The organism is Flavobacterium ranwuense (assembly GCF_004349315.1).
GTDB lineage: Bacteria > Bacteroidota > Bacteroidia > Flavobacteriales > Flavobacteriaceae > Flavobacterium > Flavobacterium ranwuense.
The window spans coordinates 111,149-137,107 of record NZ_SMLH01000006.1 but is presented as its reverse complement, the minus strand read 5'-3'; the positions used below and the strand labels follow the sequence as shown (position 1 = coordinate 137,107).

The following is a 25,959-nucleotide window of genomic DNA, read 5'->3' as shown; positions in this document are numbered from 1 at the left end:
TTTATGATGTATTTGATGTGATTTCAACGTAGAGACGCATATTATATAGAAATACACATTATTGTAGAAACGCACATTGTAAAGATGCACATTGTAAAGATGCACATTGTAAAGATGCACATTGTAAAGATGCACATTGTAAAGATGCACATTGTAAAGATGCACATTGTAAAGATGCACATTGTAGAGACGCACTGCAGTGCGTCTCTACATAATTATAATAATAATAATAATAATAATAATAATAACAAAACCCGACCCGTTTCTAAAACAGGTCGGGTTTTTATTTGATCCCACAAAAAAAACCGTTCACCAAAGGCGAACGGTTTTTTAAATCAACAATAAAGGCAGACAGCAGTCCGTCTCTACGGGAAATTATTATTTTACTTCTTCGAATTCAACGTCTTCAACATTGTCTCCTTGAGCAGCATCCCCTTGAGGTTGTGCTTCACCTTGACCTTGTTCTCCTTGAGCATACATCGCTTCAGTTGCTTTTTTCCAAGCAGCGTTGATGTTGTCAAGAGCCGTTTGAATTGCAGGAATGTCTTGAGATTGGTGTGCCATTCTCAATTCAGTTAATGCATATTCTACAGCAACTTTGTTTTCATCAGATAATTTAGAACCTAATTCTTTCAATTGAGTTTCAGTTTGGAAGATCATTCCGTCTGCTTCATTCAATTTTTCTGCTCTTTCTCTTAAAATTTTGTCAGAATCAGCATTAGCTTCTGCATCTTTTTTCATTCTTTCGATTTCTTCAGCTGTTAATCCAGAAGAAGCTTCGATACGAATATCGTGAGATTTTCCAGTTCCTTTGTCAGTTGCAGAAACTTTGATGATACCATTAGCATCAATATCAAAAGTTACTTCAATTTGTGGAACACCTCTTGGAGCTGGTGGAATACCATCTAAATGGAAACGACCGATAGTTTTGTTGTCAACTGCCATAGCTCTGTCTCCTTGTAAAACGTGGATTTCAACTGTTGGTTGAGAATCTGCAGCAGTAGAGAAAACTTGAGATTTTTTAGTTGGAATAGTTGTGTTAGACTCAATTAATTTAGTCAAAACACCACCCATAGTTTCGATACCTAAAGATAAAGGTGTAACGTCAAGTAACAATACATCTTTTACATCTCCAGAAAGAACTCCACCTTGAATAGCTGCTCCAATAGCAACAACCTCATCAGGGTTAACTCCTTTAGACGCTTTTTTACCAAAGAATTTTTCAACTTCTTCAGCAATTCTTGGCATACGAGTAGAACCTCCTACAAGAATAACTTCGTCAATATCAGAAACAGATAAACCTGCATCTTTCAACGCTTTAGCAACTGGTGCCATAGAACGTTTTACTAAAGAGTCCGTTAATTTTTCAAATTGAGCTCTAGTTAATTTTTTAACTAAGTGTTTTGGTCCTGAAGCCGTAGCAGTAACATATGGCAAGTTGATTTCAGTTTCAGCAGAAGAAGACAATTCAATTTTTGCTTTCTCAGCAGCTTCTTTCAAACGTTGCAATGACATTGGATCAAGACGTAAGTCAATACCTTCTTCAGTTAAGAATTCAGCAGCTAACCAGTCAATAATTTCGTGGTCAAAATCATCTCCACCTAAGTGAGTGTCTCCATTTGTAGACAATACTTCAAAAACTCCGTCTCCTAATTCAAGAACAGAAATATCAAATGTACCTCCACCTAAATCGTAAACAGCAATTTTTTGATCAACACCTTTTTTATCTAAACCGTAAGCAAGTGCAGCAGCTGTAGGTTCGTTGATAATACGCATTACTTTAAGACCTGCAATTTCACCCGCTTCTTTCGTAGCTTGACGTTGTGCATCATTAAAGTAAGCTGGAACAGTAATAACTGCTTCAGTAACAGTTTGACCTAAATAGTCTTCAGCTGTTTTTTTCATTTTTTGAAGTGTCATAGCTGACAATTCTTGAGCAGTGTATAAACGACCATCAATATCCACACGTGGTGTATTGTTGTCCCCTTTTACTACTTTGTAAGAAACTCTTTTTGCTTCAGCAGAAACCTCTGAAAAAGAGTGACCCATAAAACGTTTGATAGAAGCAATAGTCTTAGTTGGATTAGTTACCGCTTGTCTTTTAGCAGGATCTCCTACTTTAATTTCCCCACCTTCAACAAAAGCGATGATAGATGGTGTTGTTCTTTTTCCTTCTGCGTTAGGAATAACAACTGCTTCATTACCTTCCATTACAGAAACACAAGAGTTGGTCGTACCTAAATCAATTCCGATTATTTTACCCATTTTTAATATATTTAATTTTATTGTATACTTGTTTTAATGACTCGAAGTCGATAAGTCAATCTTTGTGCCAATACAAAACCGACTATTAAATTGTCAGTTTATGTTAAAATTGGCGTAAAAAAATCTGACAAGATGACATTTCAGTGGGTTTGTCATTCTGGCGGAAGTCGTAATTAGGAGCTGATTTCTAAATTCTATTTGTTTTTTATTTTGATTACTTTATAAATTTCAATGCGAATAATCCGTAATAAATGAACTACATTAGCGGAACAATAAAATGCTATTTCTAGCGCAAAGCAACCCATTTCGGTTGTATATACGCTAGTTTGTAGCTAGTATATATAAGTTATGCGAAACATTTAAAGACGTTTCTATAAAATACATCTTATGAAAAAGTACTTTTCAATATTATTCATTTTTATTTTCTGCCGAACCTGGTCACAAGAAAATAAATCACCAGAATATCAACAAAAGATGTTTGAAAAAGCGAACGAATATTTAAAAAACTCTGAATATTCTAGTGCGGCTGGTCTCTTTCGGTATGTAAATGAGTTAAACCCAAATAATGATTTGGGAAAAATTTCGCTTACAAAGTCTGACTCTTTAAGACCAATATCAAGGCAACGATTAAAAGAAAGTCTAGTCGGAAAATGGAAATTATCCCGAACGGGTTCTAATTGGGGAATGGAAAACACAAAAGACACAATTATTGTTAAAATATTAATTATCGATGAAAATAAATTTTGTTTCTATGAACAAGATTTAAAAAGCAGTAAAATGAAATTGATTAATTGCGAGAATATTCAATTTTCAAAAAGTGCAAACGAAAGATTTTATTCGTATGACTTTGCTTTTTCAGATAATCAGATTTGGTCATTTAGTGTAAATTCTAAAAATGGAGAATTAAGACAGATGTACATTGGAGATCAAAATGAGAATGGAATTCGTGAAATGGTTTGTGGAAATCCTGAATTGATTTATACCAAGTTACCTAAATAAAATAAATGCATCGCATAACAGCGGTTTTGCGCTATAGCTGGTTTTATTTTTCTTAGCCGGAAATTACCCAGCTCCGCAAAGTGTTCTTGCAAATAAATTAATTTCTCGTAAAGGCTACGCAAATGTCTCTGACTTTGCGCTATTTCCAAAACTTGTTATTAAAACAAAAATCTTATAAACAATCTGATTTTCAATGTTTTAAATTTTAAAAAAAATCGCTAAAGCAGTTTTTCAAACTGTGCCCACAATAGTAATCGAACCGATAGCGCTGATTTGCAATCCGTGCCCATAACAATAAGGCACAAAGAACAAAAACTATTATTTAATTCGTTCAAAACAACATCAATCACTAAAACCAGCAATCATCATGAAACAACGTTCCAAGCATTTTGTACCAAAAACAATCCTAATTGGTCTATTCATCCAGCTCATTACAGTAACGATTTCCTTTGGGCAAACCAAAACAGAGCAAATTGATAAGTTGATGAATCTATATTCAGAATACGGGCAATTCAACGGTTCCATTCTTGTCGCTGACGCAGGTAAAGTTATTTATAAAAAGGGATTTGGAATGGCAAACATGGAATGGAATATTCCGAACCAACCGGATACCAAACACAGATTAGGTTCTGTTACCAAACAATTTACCGCCATGCTAATAATTCAATTAGTTGAGCAGGGAAAATTAAAGTTGGATGCTCCTATAACAACCTATCTTCCTGATTATCCTAAAACATCGGGTGATAAAATAACCATTCATCACTTACTTACGCATACATCTGGAATTCCAAATTACACTTCGTTTCCTAATTTCTTCAAAACAACAAGTCTTAATCCTTATAGCCCGGAAGCATTTGTAAAAATATTCGCTGACTTACCGCTCGAATTTACACCAGGCGAAAAATTTGCGTACAGCAATTCCGGTTATTTTTTATTGGGTTACATCATAGAAAAAGTCTCTGGTAAAACCTATGAGCAGTGTTTACAAGACAATATTCTTACGTCACTCAAAATGAAAAATACAGGATTCGACCATCATGAAACGATTCTGAAAAACAGAGCTTCCGGTTATGAGAAAAACGGTAAAAACTACAGCAATGCCAGTTATCTTGATTTGTCTATTCCCTACGCTGCCGGTTCTTTGTATTCTACCGTAGACGATTTGTATCTATGGGACCAAGCACTTTACACAGACCAGTTACTTTCGACAAAATACAACCATTTATTATTTAATTCTTACATTCCTGCAGGACCGGGACATTATGGCTACGGATGGTTTATCAATAAGGCTTCCAATGGAGAAACGAATGACAGTTTAACGGTTATTGAACATGGTGGAGGAATAAATGGATTTAACACCTTGCTTTCCCGCATTCCGGCTGACAAAAATCTAGTGGTATTGTTAAATAATACGGGCGGTACAAAATTAAACGAGATGAATATAGCAATTCGAAATATCCTTTACAATAAACCATACAATTTGCCTAAAAAATCACTAGCCAATGCTTTAGTAGAGGTTATTCTGGAAAAGGGAATCGCATCTGGACTAGCGTACTTTAAGGAGAATAAAAATTCAAATATCTATGCTATCAACGAAAATGAAATGAATAGCGCAGGATACCAATTATTACAAACCGGAAAAGAAAAAGAAGCAATAGAGGTTTTCAAGCTAAATATTGAAGCGTTTCCTCAATCAGGGAATGCATATGACAGTTTGGGAGAAGCCTATTTGAAAAATGGAGATAAAAAGCTTGCTATTTTGAATTATAAAAAATCAGTAGAACTTGATCCAAATAATGAAAGTGGAAAAAAAGTATTGGAAGAGATTTCAAAATCGTAAATTCGTCTTTCTTTCGTATTAAATTAAACCGAAAGGACAGCGACATTAACTAAAACAAAACAACAATGACTTCATTTATAAAAGAATTATCTTTCCGTTGGTCTGATCTTGACCCTAATTTTCATGTACGACACAGCGCTTATTATGACTTTGGAGCACAGCACCGTATCGAAATTTTGGAAAGTCTTGGTTTGACGATGAAGGTGATGCAAGCACAGCATTTTGGACCTATTCTTTTTAGGGAAGAATGTGTTTTTAGAAGAGAAATAAAGCTTTCTGACAAAATTTTTATACATACCAAAACCTCAAAAATGAAACCCGATGCTTCCCGCTGGTCTATTGTGCATGAGTTTTTGAATGAAGACAACAAACTTTGTGCAACCATAACTGTTGATGGTGCTTGGATGGATACCAAACTTCGCAAACTAGCTTCTCCTACTCCGAAAATCGCCAGTGAAGCCTTGAATATTTTTCCTAAAAGTGAAAATTTTGAAGGACTTTAAAATGAAAACATTGGGACTTATTGGTGGGATTAGCTGGGTTTCCACAGCTGACTATTACAAATTTATTAATGAAGGAATTAACGAAAGACTAGGTGGCGTAAACTTTGCAAAATGCATTATTCACTCTTTTAATTATGCTGATATTGTAAAGAACAACAACAATAATGATTGGGAAACAACATTTAATATGCTTTCTGGAGCCTGTGAAAACTTACAACAAAGCGGTGCGGAAGCTATTGTTTTATGTGCCAACACCATGCACCTTTTAGCAGACAGGATTGAGCAAAAAGTAAATATTCCGGTAATTCACATTGCAACTGAAACGGCAAAAGAAATAAAAAAGAGCAATCTATCCAAAGTGGGACTTTTAGGCACAAAATTCACAATGGAATTGGGTTTCTTTACCTCTAAACTCAGTAATCAAAATATTGAAACCATTATCCCAGAACTAGAAGACAGGGATTTTATTCACGAAACAATATACCATGAACTTGGAAAAGGAATCATTGATATCAATACAAAAAAACGCTACATCAATATCATAGAAAAACTAATAGAAAATGGCGCTGAAGGGATTATTCTGGGGTGTACTGAAATTCCCCTTTTGATTCAACAAGAAGACATTGCTGTCCCTATATTCGATACGGCATTAATTCATTCGGCAGCAGCAGTTGAGTTTGCATTAAGCTAAAAAAATCCTATATATCCTCCCGATCACACTGAATTATGAAGCCCTGCAATCCTTCTTAATCCTTGTATCTCTTTTCCATTCAGAAGAGAATTACTGTCTGTTTTTTTTATTAGAATCATACAATTCATACTTACAATTAGTTAATTAACAGTCATTTAGTTAGTAATTTAACTAACTTTACAATGTATAAATATTAAAGCCGGGGTATATGAATTTTAAAATTACAACAAAAATAAAATTGTCAATTTATAATTAGACACAATTTATACCTCTCGAAAAATAATATTTAAAAAACAACTGTCATGGGAACTACAGATAGAAAACAAGAAGCTAAAGGATTTGCAGAAGCAAAATCAGAAGCAGCATATAATTTAAGAGACTTATTTGAAGTTGGGTTGAAAGATATTTACTCAGCAGAAAAAGCATTGATGAATACCTTACCGAATATGATGGAAAATGCTTCATCACCCGAATTGGCCAACACCTTAAAAAATCATTTGACTGAAACGAAAGCGCATGTTTCCCGCTTGGAGGAAATATTCGAATCTAAGGGTATTAAAGTCGTTGCGGAAAAAAGTCAAGCTATAGAAGGATTAATAAACGAAAGTAAAGACATAATAGCAAAAACCGAAATAGGTGCTGTGCGTGATGCTGGAATTATTGCCACTGGACAAAAGTTAAAACAATATGAAATTGCTACTTATGATGCTTTACAGTCCTTTGCAGAAAATCTCGGCGAAAACAAAGCCGCAAGTTTGCTCGCTATGACATTAAATGAACAAAAAAAAGCGAATGCTTCTTTGAAAGAAATAGCTCAATCTAACATTAATTTTAATGCTTCAGGAGCTGATGCAATTGAAAATATTCAATAATAATTTTTATTGAAGACTAGCAATTATTTACTGTTTTTCTGTTTGATATAAAGCCTGCCAAGCGCAGGCTTTTTTTGGTTATGCTTACTTGGCAAAACAAAAATCTATTATTTAGATGTTCATAATCAAGAAGAATATGGAAGAGGCCATATCAAAGAATCAATCATCCTATTTGTTGATGCTTTAGAATCAATCATCCAAATCCTTAACGCTAGTGTCTATTTTTAAATCCAGTTGTTTGAGGCCTTTTCCGTGATCCCCAAAATATTGGGAAGGGAACGGTTTATCTCCATAAATAGTAGACCATACATATTTACTGAACATCAAGGCGTCCTTATCTATCCGATCTGGTTTTGAGAAGTCTAATTTTTCCGTTTTGGGAGCCAATCGTGCTTGTGTTTTAGATTTCATGTCTTTCATGGCAGGATTCATCTCATTTAATGCAATGTTGGATTCCAAATAGGTGTAATTTGTAAAATTGGGAATATCTTGAAAACATTCGGTCATTAGCGGAGACATGGCCACCGTTTGGTTCATAGGTTGCACCCCAAAAATCTGGCAAATGGTATGCAGTACCGAAGACTGGTTATAAAAAGTGCTCACTAAGGCATCACGTTTTACATAGGGTCCAGCCACTAAGCAATAGGAACGATGACCATCAACATGGTCGGTACCGGTTTGCGGGTCATCTTCATTGATAAACACCACCATGTCTTTCCAAAACGAACTCTTTGAAAGCGCATCAACCACGCGTCCCGTGGCTAAATCATTATCGGCCACATAGGCTCTAGGAGTTGGATTGGCTGTACTGTACCCATTAGTATGATCGTTAGGCATATAGATTACAATAAATTCCGGTAAATTTCCTTGCTTTTCATATTCCGATAAGGCGGTGATAAAAGCGTCTGCCCTTATTTGATCCGGTATATTCATCTGCCAGCCCGGGAAACGCAAATCGCTGTATTTGCGAAGCATATCAGAGTTGTAAACACATTGAAATTCTGCAGTATTGGTTTTATTGGCCCATGAACTATAAAAATCAGTCCAAGTTTTTCCTTTAACCAAAACCGGATAATCGAGTTCCCCAAAATTCCTAAAAGAAATTCCTTTGCGCAAAAGGTGATCCCAAATAAACCCACTTGCTGCATAACAAAGGGGATCCGTGCCAAAATCATAGGCACAGTGCACACTTGCATAATCCTTTTCGCGATAAGGAGTCGTTATGCCTTGTACTGCCCATTGATGACCATCATTGGACTGGATACCATTGCAATAATAATTATCCAATAATACAAATTGACTGGCCAGTGCATGCATGTTTGGAGTCACCATTTTTGGAAATTCAACTAAGTTGGGATCGCAATTTCCTTTTCCAAAATCTCCGAATACCTGATCAAATTTTTTATTCTCCTTGATAATATAAACTACGTGTTTAATCACCGAAGGTTCCCCCACGCGGGCAGGAACCGGTTTTGGCTCAACTCCCGATTCGGCCACGGCTTGTGCTCTGATGATATCGATTAGATGAAAGCCTTTTTCGGCTTCTTGGGTATATTTTTCGAGTTCGGCTTTGTTGGATGGTAATGCTACTTTTTGCAAACCTCCCTTTAGCGGGACAACATTACCGATAAATAAATCGTCATTTTTTATACAAAGGGCTCCCGGAAAACCACCCGCAGCGATAAACCCATAAGGTCCTTCTTTCGGTTTTTTAGGATTGATTAAAGCAATAGCGTTGTTTCCTGCATTGGCGGCAAACAATATTTTTCCGTTCGAACTAAATTCCAATGCGGTGGTTAAACTCCCATAAGGCAAGTTGGGATTGGGTTTGGTATCAATAGTCTCAATAACTTTTCGTTTTTCTATATCAATCACACTAATTCCGTCTCCGCTGGCATCGGTAACATACAAGAGTTTGCCATCGGGAGATAAAACCATCGATTCGGGATGAACTCGGGTATTGATTTCGGCAATTACCTTTTTGGTTTTTATATCAATTACCGAAACGGAACCCCTAAAAGCAATCGAATAGCTATCTACTGCCACATCCGAGCCGGCAGATTTTTCGGTTTTATCGTATTTTCCGGGAATAGGCCCACCAAAATTGCTGATAAAAGCAGTCGATTCATCATGGTTTATGACAACAGCATACGGGCAAACCCCTACGGGAATGTTGCGAAGTACTTTTTCGGTTTTTAAATCCACTACCGCCACCTGATTGGCAATAGCCAGAGCCACCAAGGCCAAGTTGGATTTGTTACAGAGACCAATTCCCAGTGGATTAGTGAACTTTTTATCAATCGACAAATCAATTGTTTTTGTTTGTTCGAAAGTTCCGTTTTTACTCAGGGTTCCTATATACATGTTTTTTTGCTGTCCCGTATAATAAATCGTGGCGTCATCTTTATCTAAAGCAAGTCCATACATGGAACCTCCGTCATTTTTATCGGGAAAAGGATTCTGGCTTATTACTTTGAAATTATCAGCGTCAACAACTGACAGATGTGCATCTGATTTCACCACCAGAAACTTCTTGTCTTGTGCCAAAACCAAATTCAATATGCGTTCCTTTTTCCCCAATTCAATTGAAACGCCCTCTGGTTTTACAAGGTAACCAAACGAAGAAAGCGTGTTGCCCACCAGCATTTTTTTCCATGTTGAATCGATTTGGGTTGGCTCTAAGACAGCACTCCCCTTTTGCAGTGAAGCATCCTTAACGGGAGCTTTATTGTCTTTATGACGGTTAGCCGAATTAAACCATTGATTGTTTTTATCTTCTTGGGAAAAAGCTTCTGTCTTTACACCAATAGATAGCAAAAAAATAACAAGGATACTAAAAACACTAATTGACCTCATTGTCTGTTTATTAATTATTCATTACGAAAGTAACTATTTCTGATTTATAGTAATAACCTTAATGATTTTTTTATCTAATATAAAGTAAAGGCAACTCTTCCAAATTTGATGTTCGGGTATTTTATTCTTATCTTTAGTCCTATTTTTAACTATGGAAACTCTCAATACTATATTAAAACTTTCCGCTGGTGTAGGGCTGTTTCTTTTCGCCATGCATCTTGTGGAGGAATCCTTAAAAAATCTTTCAGGGAGAAATTTCAAACTGTTTCTTCAGCGTATCACAAAAAACAACATTGGTGCAGTAGCCGGCGGAACAATAGTAACCGGTATTCTTCAGAGTAGTTCTATGGTTTCTTTGATGGTTTTGGCATTTGTTGGCGCAGGAGTTTTCACCATGAAAAATGCTATGGCCATTATTTTGGGAGCAAATCTGGGTACAACACTTGCCAGTTGGCTCGTGGCAACACTTGGTTTTAAAACCAATATAGAAGTAATTGCATATCCGGCGGTTTGTTTGGGAGGTTTTTTGCTAATCCTCCTTGGAAACCGGAAAACCATAAAATATGTTTCCTATTTTCTTCTGGGATTTGGTTTAATGTTTATCGGTCTTTCTTTCATGAAAACGGCTATGGAAGCGCAGGTTCAACATTTTGATTTTTCGCAATATGCTTCTAAACCACTACTAATTTTTCTGATTATTGGTTTTTTGATTACGCTGGTTGTTCAATCAAGTTCCGTAACTATGGCACTTACATTGAGTGCTCTCAACGCTGGAGCAATTGGATTTCCTATGGCGGCGGCAATCGTTCTGGGTGGTGAAACAGGTACCATCATTAAAATAGTATTGAGTGCTATTGGCGGAAATGCTTCCAAAAAAAGAGTGGCACTAGGCAATTTATTGTTTAATATTTTTATTACTGCCATTGCTTTTGTATTGCTTAGACCCATTCTTTTGCTGATAACTGATATCCTAAAAATTAAAGATCCACTCATTGGGTTGGTTACTTTTTCGAGTTTAATAAATCTGTTGGCCATTGTATTATTTCTTCCAGTTTTGGATTTATTTACAACATTTTTGGAACGTTTTTTCAAAAACACAGATGGTTCGACCGCTGCATTTATAGGTCACGCGTCAATCGCAGAACCCGAAACAGCGTTGGATTTATTCCGAAGAGAGACTCGATATTTCATTCATAACTCGATGCTTTTCAATTTGGAATTATTCAAAATCCAAACTCTCAAACTTGACCAACAAATTAATTATAAGGAAATCAATGATAAAAGAAATTTTGATTCAAAAACCACTGAAGAAAAATATGAATTCCTAAAACAGTTGCAAGGTGAATTACAAGCTTTTCATTTGAAATTAAGAGTAAAATTGAATAGTGAACAAAATTCCGAACTGAACCAATTGATTTCTGCCGTGCGAAGTTCCATGCATGCTGTAAAAAGTATAAAAGATATTGGAAGCAACATTACTAACCTCAGCAGTTCGTCAAAAGAAATTAAATATCAATTTTTTCTTCATCACAAAAAAGAAACTGAAGAACTTTACATGAAATTAAATGCGTTTCTGAACACCGAAAAAAAGTCAAGTTTTGAAGAACTGACAACTCAATTTGATACCATTCAAAAAAATTACACAACAGCGCTCAATACATTTTACACTGAGGCGCAACTTGCACCCATAGAAGACATTGACATTACAACCGTAATAAACTTCAACAGAGAACTTTTTACTTCAAATAAAGCAATATTAATGGCGGTAAAAGATATTCTATTAGATGAAAAACAAGCTCAAAATTTTAATGAAATTCCCATATATAAAACATAAAATACAATTTATTTGCTTATAATTCGTTCCAGTAATTTTGCAACATTATTTTTGAATTTTGTAAAGTATTTCGTTTTCCATTTTTAATCTTTGTAAGTAATCCCATTTGTATACAAGATTGCAATTCTGATTTAAATTGGTTAAATTTAACCAAAAAATACACCTCATTTGAAAACATATGTAAAGAAAAGTTTAAAAATTTTCCTTTGGATAATAGGAACCATAATCCTGTTGTTCTTAATTCTGTTTGTGACGATTCAAATTCCCTCCGTTCAGAATTATGCCAAAGGAAAAGCGGTTGCTTATCTGGAAGGAAAAATTAAAACCAAAGTGAGGGTCGATAGTCTGGCGATTGAATTTCCCAAAAAAGTAATTCTCGTAGGCGTTTATTTTGAAGATCAAAAAAAAGACACTCTTTTTGCGGGAGAAAAGTTAGCTGCCGATATCAGTCTGTTTCAATTGGTAAACAATAAAATCGAAATCAACTCCTTAGAATTAGTAGGAATTTCGGCCTATTTAAATAGAGATTCCAAAGCTGTTTTTAATTTTGATTATATCATAAAAGCGTTTGCTTCGCCAGAGAAACAAAAGAGTGATTCACCACCCATGCAGTTTTCTGTAGCAGAAATTAAGCTCGACCGTATTAAGTTTAACTATACCGATGCCGTCACAAAAAATGATATTTATGCCAATCTAAAGCATTTTGAGACGAAAATTAAAACCTTCGATTTAGATGAAATGAACTTTGAAATTCCAAAAGCTAAAATCAATGGATTAAAATTCCAATTAAAGCAAGGTTTGGTTCAAATATCCAATGCGACCAAAGTAGCAGCGATAAAAAACGAACCGGAATCCATCTTAAAATTAAAATTGGGTGAAATTGATTTCGCAAAAATTGATTTCGATTATGAAAGCGAGGAAACCAAGCTATCCACTAATTTTTATTTGAAAAAACTAAACGCTAAAATTGATAAAATTGACCTTAACAATCAATTCGCAATTATTGAAAGTCTTGATTTAACTGGTGTGGAAGGTGCTTTGACTATTGATAAATTAGATAAAATCAGACCTAAAAAAGAAACTGTAAATGACGACTCTAACAACTGGGAAATCAAAATAAAGAAAACGGAATTCAAACGAGTAAATTTCCGATACGATAATAATAATGTAGCTGCAGTTCAAAATGGGATTGATTACAACCATTTGAATTTTAACAATTTAAACCTGCAAGTAGATGTACTGAATTACAATCCCGAAAATATTTCCGGCGTTGCCAATTCATTAACCGTTAAAGACAAAAGCGGTTTGAACATTCAATCCTTTAATGCGGAATTTTTCTATGGCAAAAAGAATGCTTTTCTTAAAAAATTATATTTAAAAACGCCTCAAACGGAACTGAAAGATGAAATTAGAATTGGATATCCTTCCATTGAATCTTTAGCCAAAAATCCGGGAGAATTAGGACTTATTGCCCATTTGAAAAAAAGCAAATTGGGGATTAAAGATATTTTGCTTTTTGCTCCAACTTTGAATAATACGAATCCGTTTATGAGTAATCCCAATGCGATATTGCTGATTAATGGAACTGTAAAAGGAAAATTAAAAAACATTGAATTTCCATCTATTGAGATCAGCGGTATTGGAACTACGAAGGTAGCGGCAAGTGGCAGAATCATAGGTTTGCCAGATGTAAACAAAGCCTATTTTGATTTGAATATTAAAGATTTACAATCCGGTTCGAAAGATTTTGTTGGTTTTTTACCCAAAGGAACCATTCCAAATTCGATTCAGTTGCCGTCAAAATTCAGCGCCAAAGGAATTTTTAAAGGTACCATTGCTAATTTCAATACCAATATGAATATCATAAGTAGTTTTGGAAATGCAAAAATCAAAGCTACATTCGACCAAAGCAGAAAAAACTACGAGAAATATGATGCCCAAACGGAACTTAATAATTTTGATTTAGGGAAATTTATCAAAAACGACTCCATTGGAAAAGTAACTTTAAAAGCCAATATAAAAGGGACTGGATTTGATCCAAAAACAGCAACTGCATCTTTAAACGGAAATATTCTAAAAGCATATTATAATAAATACACGTACCAAAATGTAGCCGTAAAAGGGACTATTCGCAACGGAAATTTCAATGCAACTGCTTTCGCAAAAGATCCTAATCTAACTTTTGATTTGGTGAGCAGCGGAAGTTTTAAAGACAAATATCCTACCGGAAAATTAAAATTGAATGTGGATATCGCTGATTTAGAAAAACTAAATCTGCACGCTGGCCCATTAAAAATAAGAGGCGTTGTAGATGCAGATATTCAGTCAGTAAATCTTGATTACCTCAACGGAACGGTATATGCACGCAACATTACCATAGTAAATGCAAAAGAAGAATTTGTAATTGATTCTATTAGCGCAGTGGCAACTTCCACCGCTGAAAAGAATACATTAGTAATAAAATCTCCGTTTTTGGATGTGGACGCCAATGGAAAATACAAGTTGTCAAAAATAACGACTGCATTATCAAATTCTATTGCAAAGTATTATGACAGTAAACCAAACTCAAGAAAAACAGCAGTTGAGAAACAAGAATTTGTTTTTAAAATTGGCGTAAAAGACAGTCCAATTCTATTAAAACTTATTCCTGAGTTGAAAAGTCTTGAACCTATTAATATACAAGGACGATACAACTCTGTTAACGATTCTATTGTTATGAATGGCACAATTCCAAAATTAATTTATGGAGAAAACACCATTACAAACGCTGTCCTTAAAGTGGATACCAAAGACAATTCACTTGTTTACAGTTTTATTGTTGATGACATTCAAAACAAACAAATTCAATTGCCTCACACCAATATTTCGGGGAAAGTGCAAAATAATATTGTGGATTATACCTTGCAATTAAAAGATATAAAAGACAAAGAAAGATACTTAATTACAGGAACATTAAAAGCTACCAACGGAAACAACGAAATAAATCTTGATCCAAATAATTTGTTACTGAACTATGAATCTTGGAAGATAACACAAGACAATTTGATTCGCTTTGGTAAAAAAGGGATTTATGCTGATAATTTCGAATTGAGTAAAGACGGAAGTAAAATCCTTATACAATCACAATCTCAGGAAGCAAATGCACCAATCGCAATTGATTTCAAAGATTTTGATATAAAAACCATTACCAGTATCGTTGAGAAAGATGATTTACAAATGAGTGGTAAAATCAATGGAAATGCATTGGTAAAAAATATAAGTACCTCACCTCTTTTTACTTCGGATTTGAATATTGAGAATTTTACTTTCAAAAAAGATACGATCGGAAACATCAGTATCAAAGTAAACAATGCGATTGCCAACCAATATGATGCCGTAATCGTAATTACTGGTCAGGGAAATCAAGTCAATTTAGAAGGAAATTACAAGGCTACTGACAGCAGTTTTGATATGAATCTCGATATTGATAAATTGAACTTAAAAAGTATTCAGGGCTTTACATTGGATAACATTACAGAAAGCACTGGATTTTTGACAGGGGATTTTAAAATAACCGGAAATACCACTCAGCCCAAAGTAATTGGAGAATTACAGTTCAATGAAATTGGTTTCAAAGTGAAGCAGCTCAATGCTAAATTCAAGTCACTAAACGATAAAATTGTATTTACACCTAATGCTATTCTTTTTGATAATTTCATTATAAAGGATGAGAAAGACAATGATTTAACCATCAACGGAAAGATTGATAGCGCCAATTTCAGTAATTTTGGGTTTGATTTAGCCATCGATGCTGATAATTTCAAAGCCGTCAATTCTAAAGCAAAAGACAATGATTTGTATTATGGCGAATTATACTTGGACAATCACTTAAAAGTAACAGGTAATTTTGATAATCCTATTGTAGAAGGAAACATCAAAATTAATAAAGACACTAAATTCACTATTGTTTTACCACAATCAGATCCGTCAATTGCGGATAGAGAAGGCATTGTAGAATTCATTGACCAAGACAATCCAAAATTAGTCGAGACCATTGTCATGGATGAATTGAATAGTGAAATGGAAATAAAAGGAATCAATGCTTCGGTAAATATTGAGATTGATAAAGATGCCGAAATATCGATTGTCATTGATAAAGCCAACGGAGATTTTCTAAAATTAAAAGGGGAAGCGCAATTGAACGGCGGTATTGATCCGTCAGGAAAAACAACGCTGACTGGTAGATATGAATTATCTGAAGGGAGTTATGAAATGAATTTTAATGCTATCAAAAGAAAATTCGACATCAAAAAAGGAAGTTATATCCTGTGGACTGGTGAGCCTACAACTGCTGATATCAATATCACCGCAGTTTATAAAACTGAAGCTGCCCCAATTGATTTGATAAATGATCAATTAGGAGATGTCACTGCCGAAGTGAGAAATACTTACAAACAAAAAATTCCTTTTGAAACCGAATTGAAAATGAATGGTGAATTAATGAAACCAAACATTTCTTTTGATATCATTTTGCCTGAGGGAAATAATAGTGTTTCAACAGAAATTATCAATGCTACACAAGCTAAATTGACGCAACTGCGTCAGCAACCGGATGAATTAAACAAACAGGTTTTTGCCTTACTGCTACTGAATCGTTTTATTGGAGAAAACCCATTTGCCAGTGAAACCGGAGGAACAAGCGTTTCGTCACTAGCAAGAGAAAGTGCCAGTAAAATTTTGTCACAACAACTTAATAATTTGGCTGGTGATTTAATTGAAGGTGTAGAACTCAATTTCGATTTGAATACCTCTGATGATTATACAACTGGTCAACGAGAAAACAAAACGGATTTGAGCGTAGGAATTTCAAAGAAATTACTAAATGACCGATTGAAAGTAACTGTAGGAAGCAGTTTTGGAATTGAAGGACCGCAGCAAGTCAATCAAAACGCCAATAATATTGCCGGTGATGTTTCGATAGATTATCAACTATCAAAAGATGGAAGGTATAAAATAAGGGCATATCGCATAAATAAATATCAAGTAGCACTTCAAGGAGAAGTTGTGGAGACCGGAATTGCTTTTATTATCACTATGGATTACAATAAATTCAGTGAATTATTTCGCAAAAGTGAAGCGAAAAAAGCAAAACGAAAACAGAAAAAGAATTAAAATAAAGTAAGTTTAAAATGTGCCTTTAGGTACTAAATATTGGTAGGTATAATATAAATTTCAAACTAAAATGTCCCGTAGGGACTATACCATTATGGCAAATACTTATACACAAATACATATTCATTTTGTTTTTGCAGTAAAATTTAGAGATGGTATCATAAGTTCTCAATGGAAAGACACTCTTTATAAATATATAACAGGAACTATTCATAACAACAATCATAAGTTATTGGCTATTAATGGGGCCTCGGATTATATTCATATTTTGATTGGACTTAGGCCCATCACAATCCATTTCAGATTTAATGAAAGATGTAAAACAAAGTTCTTCAAAGTGGATTAATGAAAATAAATTAGTTAAAGGGCATTTTGAATGGCAAGAAGGCTATAGCGCTTTTTCGCATAGTAAATCACAAATAAACAAAGTAATAAATTATATTGATAATCAAGAATCTCATCATAAAAAGTTAACTTTTAAAGAAGAATATTTAAATTTTCTTAAAAAATTTGAAGTTGATTATGATGAGAAATTTATTTTTAAAGAATTGATTTAGAATTAGTATAGACCCTACGGGACATAGGAATAATTGATACACTTTACTACCAATATTTAGTTCCTAACGGAACAATAATAACAACTAATAATATATGAACAAGAGCCATTTACTATATTTTCTTTTTTTAGGATTGTTCGTTTCCTCATGCAGCAATACCAGATTTTTGCCTGAAGGTGAACTGCTGTATATTGGTGCTAAAGTAACCGTGGAAGGAAAAGAAACCTCTAAAAAAGAAAAAAAAGCATTAAAAACGGCATTAAAAGATGTACTTAGACCAAAGCCTAATTCCTCGATTTTGGGATTAAGACCTAAACTATATATCTACAATTTGGCTGGGACGCCAAAGAAAGAAAAAGGATGGCGCAACTGGTTGAGAACTAAAGTAGGCGAAGCACCCGTTTTATACAGCCAAGTGGACTTAGAATACAACAAAAGTGTTTTGCAAAACTTTGCCGAAAACAGTGGCTATTTCAATACAAAAACTGCAGCAGATTCAACCCGACATGGTAAGAAAGCAACCGCAGAATATATCGTAAAACCCGGAAAACAATATAAAATTAAAGAAGTAAAATTCCCCACGGATTCATCTATAATTTCGACTGCTGTTCGCAATACCAGACGAAGAAGTCTGTTGAAAAAAGAAGAAGGCTACAGTCTTGATGCCATCAAAGAAGAAAGAGTTCGCATCGACGCCAGATTAAAAGAAAAAGGATTCTTTTATTTCAATCCCGATTATCTTAAAGTACAAGTAGATACAACTGTTGCAGATCATCAGGTAGATCTTATTGTGAAAGTAAAAGATGAAGCTCCAAAACTGGCAGAGACACCATACAAAATCAATAAAATTATCGTTTATCCAAACTATTCGATCGGTTCTGACAGTGTAAAAACCAATATGGATTCCATCAAAAAATACAATGATCTAACCATTATTGATCCGGAGAATTTATTCAAACCCCGTATTTTTGACAGAGCATTATATTTCAAAAAAAACGATTTATACAACCGTACCGATCATAATTTATCCTTGAATAGATTAGTAAATCTTGGAACTTTCAAATTTGTAAAAAATCAATTCAGGGTTTCTGATACGACTGGAAATTATCTGGATGCGTATTATTATCTGACACCATTACCCAAAAAATCAATACGACTGGAAGTATTAGCCAAAACGAATTCCGCTAATTATACAGGAACCGAACTCAATTTAAACTGGAGCAATCGAAATACTTTTAGAGGCGCTGAATTGCTTACTATCTCTGCTTTTGGAGGTGTTGAAATACAAGTTTCCGGACAAAATAATGGGTTTAATGTTTATAGAGTCGGTACCGAAGCCAATTTAGTTTGGCCTAGATTTGTTGCTCCTTTTGAACTAAATCCTTCCAGTGGTTTTGTACCAAAAACAAAAGCTACATTAGGATATGAATTCCAAAACAGAACCAATTTATATTCCCTGCAAACTTTCAAAGGTTCATTTGGTTATTTATGGAAAGAAAATGAACGAAAAGAACATTTATTGAATGTTACTGAGATTACGTATGCCAGTCCGCAAAATGTTACTGCTTTGTACCAAGAACAAATTCTTGCAAATGAATCCTTGGGAAAAGTAATTGAAAAGCAATTGATTTTTGGACCAACCTATTCCTATACCTACACGAACACACTACAAAAAAGAAAGAAAAATACTTTTTATTACAAAGGATCTATCGACTTAGCCGGAAACGTGGCAGGATTAGTTTCAGGTGCGAATGTTCAAAAAGGGGATACCATTAAATTATTTGATGTTCCGTTCAGTCAATTTGTCAAAATAGAAAATGATTTTAGACATTATTATAAGTTCAGTCCCGATGCACAATTGGCAAGCCGAATTATTGTAGGCGCTGGATTTGCTTACGGAAATTCAGCTGAAATGCCATTTATAAAGCAGTTTTTCATTGGTGGAACCAATAGTTTACGAGCCTTTAGAGCACGTTCTATAGGTCCGGGAAGTTTTGATGGTGCATCAACGAATACCACTGCTTTTTTACCCGATCAATCCGGTGATATAAAATTTGAATTTAATACCGAATACCGAGCTAAAATCTACGGATTGGTGAAAGGTGCTTTGTTTATAGATGCCGGAAACATCTGGTTATTGAATGAGAATCCTGACAAACCCGGAGCCAAATTTTCAAAAAAATTCCTGAATGAAATAGCCGTTGGAGCCGGAGCCGGTTTGCGTTTCGATTTCTCGTTTCTGATTCTTAGAACGGATTTCGCCTTCCCTATTCGGAAACCGTATTTACCCGATGGCGATCGTTGGGTTTTAGATCAAATTAATTTTGGAAGTGGCACTTGGCGAAAAGAAAATTTGATTTTCAACTTGGCTATTGGTTACCCTTTTTAAAAACTATACAGTCTGCATAAAAAAAGAGCACGAAAATCATCGTGCTCTTTGTTTATAAAAGGTATTCTTAATTTCTTATTTAGTCCACCAAGAATAATGCATTGCTGAACAATAGATTTCCGTTTTCCCAGAAACCTCTAAACAACGGATTGTCAATCATGTAGATTACTTCTCCATTTTCTTTTTTGTCCACCGCAAAACTTACCGTATTATTCAATTTCTTTTTGATTTCATTACCAACAAAACCATAACTCTTATAATCTTTAGGCACGTAAACAACATTTGTCGCTTTTTTCAATAACGAATAATGTCTGTCATCCGTTTTTAGACTGAAATATTTATCTCCTAAACCAAAAGACATCGGATGCGTTTTATTTAAAAGGTTCTCAATGATAGCACCAGGAATCGATTTGGAAATAGACCTGCGCTCCGTTTCCTGAAAATCTAAAAAACGCTCTTTTAATTCATTTTCTGAAGCCTCTTTTTCGGAACTAAGTTTATCCTCATCCGTAGCAAAAGGACTCAAAGCATATCCTTCTTTTCCTTCAAATAAACTAAGGGCGCTATTCATGGCAATTACTTTTCCTCCATTTTTAACCCATTCTCCAATTTGTTTTTGTTGATCTTCAGAGAAATTGTAATACCCATCAGGCAATATCAATGTATTGTAATTGTATAATTTTATTCTTTTAAAATTATCAGCATCCACAACACTTACCGGATATCCCACCGTTTCTTCAAGATAATACCAAACAGAACCAAATTCAGTAGAACCAACTCCTTTGCCTGAGAGTAAAACAATTTTAGGTGCTTTCAATAAATTAAAATTTTCACCGCCAACATCTTTAGAATTTGAAGAAAAACCGGTTAAGATATAATTAAAATCTGTTTTTATTTTCACGAGCTCAGTAATCGTTTTTTCAAAGTCAACTACTTTAGGATTATCTGTTTTGGTAACTAGCAAACCACCTGGCTCAACAGTTGTATCACCAAAAACGGCTTTTTTCATAGCCGATCGCACTTTGATATTATTTTGGTGCAACAAAGACAAAACCTGAGCTGAAATTCTGTTATTCCACGGAATATGAAACGCATATACATTTTGAGGAATCGTTTTTTCCTTCGTCTCAATTGACGCTTTTGTTTTGATGGACAAACTGTTTTTCAACGCATATCCTTCAACTCCATACGCCAAGGGCAAAGCCCAAGAGGTAATATCGTACGATAAACTGTCATTCAGTTTTTGGTTTGGTTCAAAAAGCACTTGCGCAAAAACGGCTTTTTGTTGGTCTACTTTTACAATTAAATCATTGGGTTCAATCGTAAAACCTTTCTCTGACTTGGTGTTGTAATTGAATCCAGACGCTTTTTGACTGGCATCGGCATAACTGAATGCTACATTATTTTTTTTCAACAAATCCGCCATTTGAACTAACTTCGGATTGTTTTTCATCACATACATTTTATAATTTCCTTTAACTGTTTTTCGGGAATTATTCATAAAACCTCTAAATCCTTTCAACAAAACATCCGCTTGAGATGCCGCCGATTCCACAACCGTTAAAACTGCTGTTGCGTGATGCGTTAATCGGTCTTTTATAGTCAAATTAATACCGTTACTCATCACAACTTCTCTTCCTGCTCCTATTCCGCCTTGTTCCAATGTCATTCCTACAGCTCCGTTGTAAGTAGGATACGTATCGCCATAACTTGGATAAAACAAATCAAAACGTTCACCGGTATTGTACATCCAATTTTGAGCATCGAATTTTTTAGAAATATTTTTACCCAAAGTGTAATGAAAGTCTTTCTGGTATTTCTCAATATATTCGTGCAACGGCTCTGCTGATGGAGGAAAGAAGTACGGAGAATCGTATCCCATTTCGTGTACATCCGTATGTACTTGTGGCATCCATTGGTTGTACAATGCAATACGCTGTTGGGTTTCCGGTTGCGTTTGCCAAGCCCAATCCCTATTTAAATCAAACATATAATGGTTATATCTGCCACCCGGCCAAACTTCCATGTGCTCTCTGTCTGATAATTCCGGATGCGTTTTTTTACCTGAAATTTCTCTTAACCAATTCCCGTATCTGGAATATCCATCCGGATTAATGCATGGATCAAGGATTACAATTGTATTCTCTAACCACTTTTTAGTTTCAGCATTCGAAGGATTTACTAATTCGTAAGCCACTGTCATAGCACTTTCGGTTCCGGCAAATTCATTTCCGTGAACATTAAAACTCAACCATACAATTAGCTTATCGCCAATCATTTGGGATTTATTCTCAGATAAACCAATAGCTGCTAAATTGTTGTTTCGAATTTGTTCCAAATTAGCCAAATTCTCCGGACTGGAAATAAAATACACATTCAAATCCCTTAGTTCCGGAGTAACTCCGTATTTCTGGTGTTTGATAAAAGTGGACTTTTCCGTAAGATGCTTGAAATAATTTTCAGCCTGATGATAATAGCTTATTTGTTTTCCGTAATTGGGTAAAAATTGAGAAGGACTTTGCACTTGCGAATGAACACTCAGCACCAAAGTTAGCATTAGATAAAAAGAAAAAACGGTCTTTCTCATATTGTTTTGGGTTAGTTATGCTTCAAAAATAGCCATTTACGAAGTATTGTACAAGCTAAATTTTGGATTAATGAAATATTGATTTTACCATACCCTTAGTTTTTATTAATTCATTATTTGTTGAAGAATAATAGCAATATTCAGTATTAAAAAAACAATATTATTCTGTTTTGGATTAGTATCATTGCTACATTCTATTATATTTGCAGACAACAAAATTTACACTACAGATGGAAGAATGTATCTCAGTTTTTGACATGCTAAAAATTGGTGTTGGACCTTCGAGTTCGCACACACTTGGACCTTGGAGAGCTGCCGAACGCTTTCTTGGCGAATTGAGAAACGAAAATTTAATTCATGCTGTAAACAGGGTAAAAATAGATTTATACGGTTCCCTTTCCTTGACTGGAAAAGGACATGCCACGGATTTAGCCGTAATGCTGGGGTTAAGCGGACAAGATCCGGAGTACATTCCCGTAGAAAATATTGATGTAATTATCAAATCCATTGAATCCAAAAACGAAATTAATTTAGGAAACGAAAAACCAATTCCTTTTTATTTCCTCAAAGACATCGTTTTCAATAAAAACTTCCTTCCTTTTCATGCCAATGGAATGACTTTTACGGCCTATATGACTGATGACAGCCAATACGTCTCCACCTTTTATTCTATTGGTGGCGGATTTGTAGTCAAAGAAGAACACATCAATGCCAAAAAGAAAATCCAGATAAAATGTGCTTTTCCTTATCCAATTGAGAAAGCGGCAGAACTATTGGATTATTGTAAAAAAGAGAACAAATCCATATCGGAAATCGTTTATGAAAACGAAAAATCGATGCGTACCGAAGCAGTTATCGATCATGAATTGATGCGCATTTGGAAAACGATGCTCGAATGCATGTACATTGGCTGTCATTCTGAAGGGATTCTTCCCGGAGGATTAAACGTGCGCCGTCGTGCTTTTGATATGCACCAAAAATTAATCGGTTTATCCAATTATAATTCACCACAAACTTGGTTGGAACAGATTAGATTAACCGAAGTGAAATTTCGCCAAATCCTGAAATGGGTTTCTTGTTTTGCCCTTGCGGTAAATGAAGTAAACGCTGCTTTAGGTCGTGTAGTTACGGCTCCAACAAATGGAAGCGCGGGCGTTATCCCTGCTGTTTTGATGTATTATTTAGTGATTGAAAACCACAATGCCGGAGAAAAGGAAATCAAACAATTCCTGATGGTTGCCGGAGAAATAGGCAGTATTTTCAAGAAAGGTTCTACAATATCTGCAGCAATGGGTGGTTGTCAGGCCGAAATAGGCGTTTCTTCCTCGATGGCCGCTGCCGCTTTATGCGAATTGATGGGAGGAACTCCCGAACAGGTTTTAATGGCCGCCGAAATTGCGATGGAACATCATTTGGGATTGACTTGTGATCCTATTGGCGGTTTGGTTCAGATTCCCTGTATTGAACGAAATACAATGGGGGCCATAAAAGCCATTAATGCCGCTGAATTAGCATTAGAAACCGACCCAAAAAACGCAAAAGTACCTTTAGACAAAGTAGTAGACACGATGTGGCAAACGGCCAAAGACATGAACAACAAATACAAAGAAACTTCCGAAGGTGGATTAGCCATTGCCGTGAATATGGCGGATTGTTAAGCGGGTTGTTGTTTTGTTTTAAGTGAGTTTTTTATTTTCACAACCTAAAATTAAAACACTGATAATCTATACTTTGCATATTTACACTATATTTAACCAATACCTTTTAATTTAAATAAAAAGCAATGGAAATCAATTGGATAATAGTTGGCATAGTAATCTTTTTTGTGGTGATTTTGATCGCATTTCTTATTAGAAAAAATCAAAAGGAGAAAAAAAAGTACACCCATTTTTTAAACAATGATTACAAAAAAGCAAACGAAGAAGAGTCAGACTTGAATGACGAAACCTATTAACTTGTATTCTTGAAATCTTGTAAAAACCAGTAGAAATTATTTCACTTCTCATGAAAAATGAACCCAAAACTATTTTCTTCGGGTATCAATAAGATGTATGATTTTCCACGTGTTATCTTTTTTGAACAATGTAAAAGCATTCACTCCTTTGTGACTTAATTTTCCATTTACATAAAACTCATAAGGTGTCCAAGCATGTGCCATGCTTCCATCTACTTGAATAGAATAACTCAGGATTTTTTCCTGAAACTTTAATTCGGCAGGAATAGAAGCTATCGATTTAAAAAATGCTTCCGGTTTTTCATTAGATAATTTGGTGCCTTTCGCATTTTCTGCAATAGATTGTAAAATCATCGTATCCTCACAAAAAGCCTGTAATTTCAGAGTATCTTTGGCATGAAAAGCCTCGAAAAAAGTTTCTACCACTTTTTGAATTTCTTGATTTTGGGCATGGGAATTAGCAGAGATAAACAATATAACAATCAATAAAAATTTCTTCATCGTTTTTTAGTTTAATTAATTGGTCCTACAAATAACATTACTGTTACATTTTTGAGTTAAAAATATACATTTTATTACCTTTACAATCTTAAAACAACAAATATGTCTGTCGCAAAAAAAGATTATAAAAGGATTACTACAAAATCATTGATTGAGATGAAAGCCAATGGAGAGAAAATTTCGATGCTTACCGCATACGATTACACCATGGCAAAAATCGTTGATACAGCCGGAATTGATGTAATCTTAGTAGGTGACTCCGCTTCAAATGTAATGGCTGGTCATGAAACGACTTTGCCAATTACTTTGGACCAAATGATTTATCATGCGTCATCTGTTGTGAGAGCAATCGAAAGAGCATTGGTTGTCGTTGATTTACCTTTTGGAAGTTACCAATCAGATCCAAAAGAAGCCTTGCGCTCTGCCATCCGAATTATGAAAGAAAGCGGTGGTCATGCTGTAAAACTGGAAGGTGGTAAAGAAATTAAAGATTCTATCAAGAAAATATTAAATGCAGGAATTCCAGTTATGGGACATTTGGGTTTAACTCCACAATCCATTTATAAATTTGGAACCTACACGGTTCGTGCCAAAGAAGAAGAAGAAGCTGACAAACTAATTGAAGATGCAAAATTGCTGGAAAGATTAGGTTGTTTCGGATTAGTATTAGAAAAAATTCCTGCTCATTTAGCAGAAAAAGTTGCCCAAAGTATTTCGATTCCAGTAATTGGGATTGGTGCAGGTGGCGGTGTTGACGGACAAGTTTTGGTGATTCACGACATGTTAGGAATGAACAATGAATTTAGTCCGCGCTTCTTGAGAAGATACATGAATTTATACGAAGGAATGACAACTGCCATTGGTCAATATGTTGCTGATGTGAAATCAAGTGATTTTCCTAATTCCAGCGAACAATATTAAATTAGACTTCTTAGATTATTAGACTTTTAGATTCAATGT

Annotated in this window: 15 protein-coding genes and 1 pseudogene; 12 read left to right on the top strand and 4 right to left on the bottom strand. The window is 34.9% G+C overall.

What is annotated here, in order from left to right:
- Nucleotides 1–378 precede the first annotated feature (378 nt).
- Nucleotides 379–2,265, bottom strand: coding sequence for a molecular chaperone DnaK (gene dnaK / locus E0I61_RS11535; RefSeq protein ID WP_131997025.1), 1,887 nt, complete (start codon nt 2,263–2,265; stop codon nt 379–381).
- Between the two features lie 387 nt (nt 2,266–2,652).
- On the opposite strand from dnaK, the gene E0I61_RS11530 reads away from it, so the two are divergent.
- From E0I61_RS11530 to E0I61_RS11510, 5 genes are all read left to right on the top strand, one after another.
- Entirely contained in the window at nt 2,653–3,264 is a 612-nt protein-coding gene (locus E0I61_RS11530; RefSeq protein WP_132071560.1) for a hypothetical protein, read from the top strand.
- 367 nt (nt 3,265–3,631) lie between these two features.
- Nucleotides 3,632–5,104: a serine hydrolase gene (locus tag E0I61_RS11525; RefSeq protein ID WP_132071558.1), complete on the top strand. Its 1,473-nt coding sequence runs from the start codon at nt 3,632–3,634 to the stop codon at nt 5,102–5,104.
- Between the two features lie 65 nt (nt 5,105–5,169).
- The gene (locus tag E0I61_RS11520; RefSeq protein ID WP_131997017.1) at nt 5,170–5,607 is read left to right on the top strand and encodes an acyl-CoA thioesterase; all 438 of its coding nucleotides are present in this window, start codon (nt 5,170–5,172) and stop codon (nt 5,605–5,607) included.
- 1 nt (nt 5,608) lies between these two features.
- On the top strand, nt 5,609–6,298 hold the full coding sequence (locus tag E0I61_RS11515; protein ID WP_132071556.1) for an aspartate/glutamate racemase family protein: 690 nt from the start codon (nt 5,609–5,611) through the stop codon (nt 6,296–6,298).
- A 302-nt stretch (nt 6,299–6,600) separates the two neighbouring features.
- Entirely contained in the window at nt 6,601–7,170 is a 570-nt protein-coding gene (locus E0I61_RS11510; protein ID WP_132071554.1) for a YciE/YciF ferroxidase family protein, read from the top strand.
- Between the two features lie 189 nt (nt 7,171–7,359).
- On the opposite strand, the gene E0I61_RS11505 is transcribed toward E0I61_RS11510, so the two are convergent.
- Nucleotides 7,360–10,026, bottom strand: coding sequence for a bifunctional YncE family protein/alkaline phosphatase family protein (locus tag E0I61_RS11505; protein WP_132071552.1), 2,667 nt, complete (start codon nt 10,024–10,026; stop codon nt 7,360–7,362).
- 151 nt (nt 10,027–10,177) lie between these two features.
- Here E0I61_RS11505 and E0I61_RS11500 point away from each other — a divergent pair, with 151 nt between their 5' ends.
- The 4 genes and pseudogenes from E0I61_RS11500 (at nt 10,178) to tamL (ending at nt 19,957) form a co-directional block, all read left to right on the top strand.
- Complete coding sequence (locus tag E0I61_RS11500) at nt 10,178–11,860, top strand: Na/Pi cotransporter family protein (RefSeq protein ID WP_131997008.1); 1,683 nt, start codon at nt 10,178–10,180, stop codon at nt 11,858–11,860.
- A 168-nt stretch (nt 11,861–12,028) separates the two neighbouring features.
- A complete protein-coding gene (locus E0I61_RS11495) occupies nt 12,029–17,011 on the top strand; it encodes a translocation/assembly module TamB domain-containing protein (RefSeq protein WP_132071550.1) in 4,983 nt (1,660 codons plus the stop codon).
- 94 nt (nt 17,012–17,105) lie between these two features.
- Nucleotides 17,106–17,568: pseudogene (gene tnpA, locus E0I61_RS16620) on the top strand (IS200/IS605 family transposase).
- A 94-nt stretch (nt 17,569–17,662) separates the two neighbouring features.
- Nucleotides 17,663–19,957, top strand: coding sequence for a translocation and assembly module lipoprotein TamL (gene tamL / locus E0I61_RS11485; protein WP_132071548.1), 2,295 nt, complete (start codon nt 17,663–17,665; stop codon nt 19,955–19,957).
- Between the two features lie 79 nt (nt 19,958–20,036).
- Here tamL and E0I61_RS11480 read toward each other — a convergent pair whose 3' ends face one another.
- Complete coding sequence (locus E0I61_RS11480) at nt 20,037–22,544, bottom strand: M14 family zinc carboxypeptidase (protein WP_132071546.1); 2,508 nt, start codon at nt 22,542–22,544, stop codon at nt 20,037–20,039.
- A gap of 230 nt (nt 22,545–22,774) precedes the next feature.
- Between E0I61_RS11480 and E0I61_RS11475 the strand changes: the two genes are divergently transcribed.
- Together E0I61_RS11475 and E0I61_RS16325 are read left to right on the top strand one after the other, a co-directional pair.
- Entirely contained in the window at nt 22,775–24,202 is a 1,428-nt protein-coding gene (locus tag E0I61_RS11475; RefSeq protein ID WP_132071544.1) for an L-serine ammonia-lyase, read from the top strand.
- A 125-nt stretch (nt 24,203–24,327) separates the two neighbouring features.
- Entirely contained in the window at nt 24,328–24,498 is a 171-nt protein-coding gene (locus E0I61_RS16325) for a FeoB-associated Cys-rich membrane protein (protein ID WP_165930218.1), read from the top strand.
- Nucleotides 24,499–24,567: 69 nt separating this feature from the next.
- Here E0I61_RS16325 and E0I61_RS11470 read toward each other — a convergent pair whose 3' ends face one another.
- Nucleotides 24,568–24,999, bottom strand: a complete 432-nt coding sequence (locus E0I61_RS11470) for a Cif family virulence factor (protein WP_132071542.1) — start codon at nt 24,997–24,999, stop codon at nt 24,568–24,570.
- A 102-nt stretch (nt 25,000–25,101) separates the two neighbouring features.
- On the opposite strand from E0I61_RS11470, the gene panB reads away from it, so the two are divergent.
- Nucleotides 25,102–25,920, top strand: a complete 819-nt coding sequence (panB, locus tag E0I61_RS11465) for a 3-methyl-2-oxobutanoate hydroxymethyltransferase (RefSeq protein WP_099715002.1) — start codon at nt 25,102–25,104, stop codon at nt 25,918–25,920.
- The last annotated feature ends 39 nt before the right edge of the window (nt 25,921–25,959 follow it).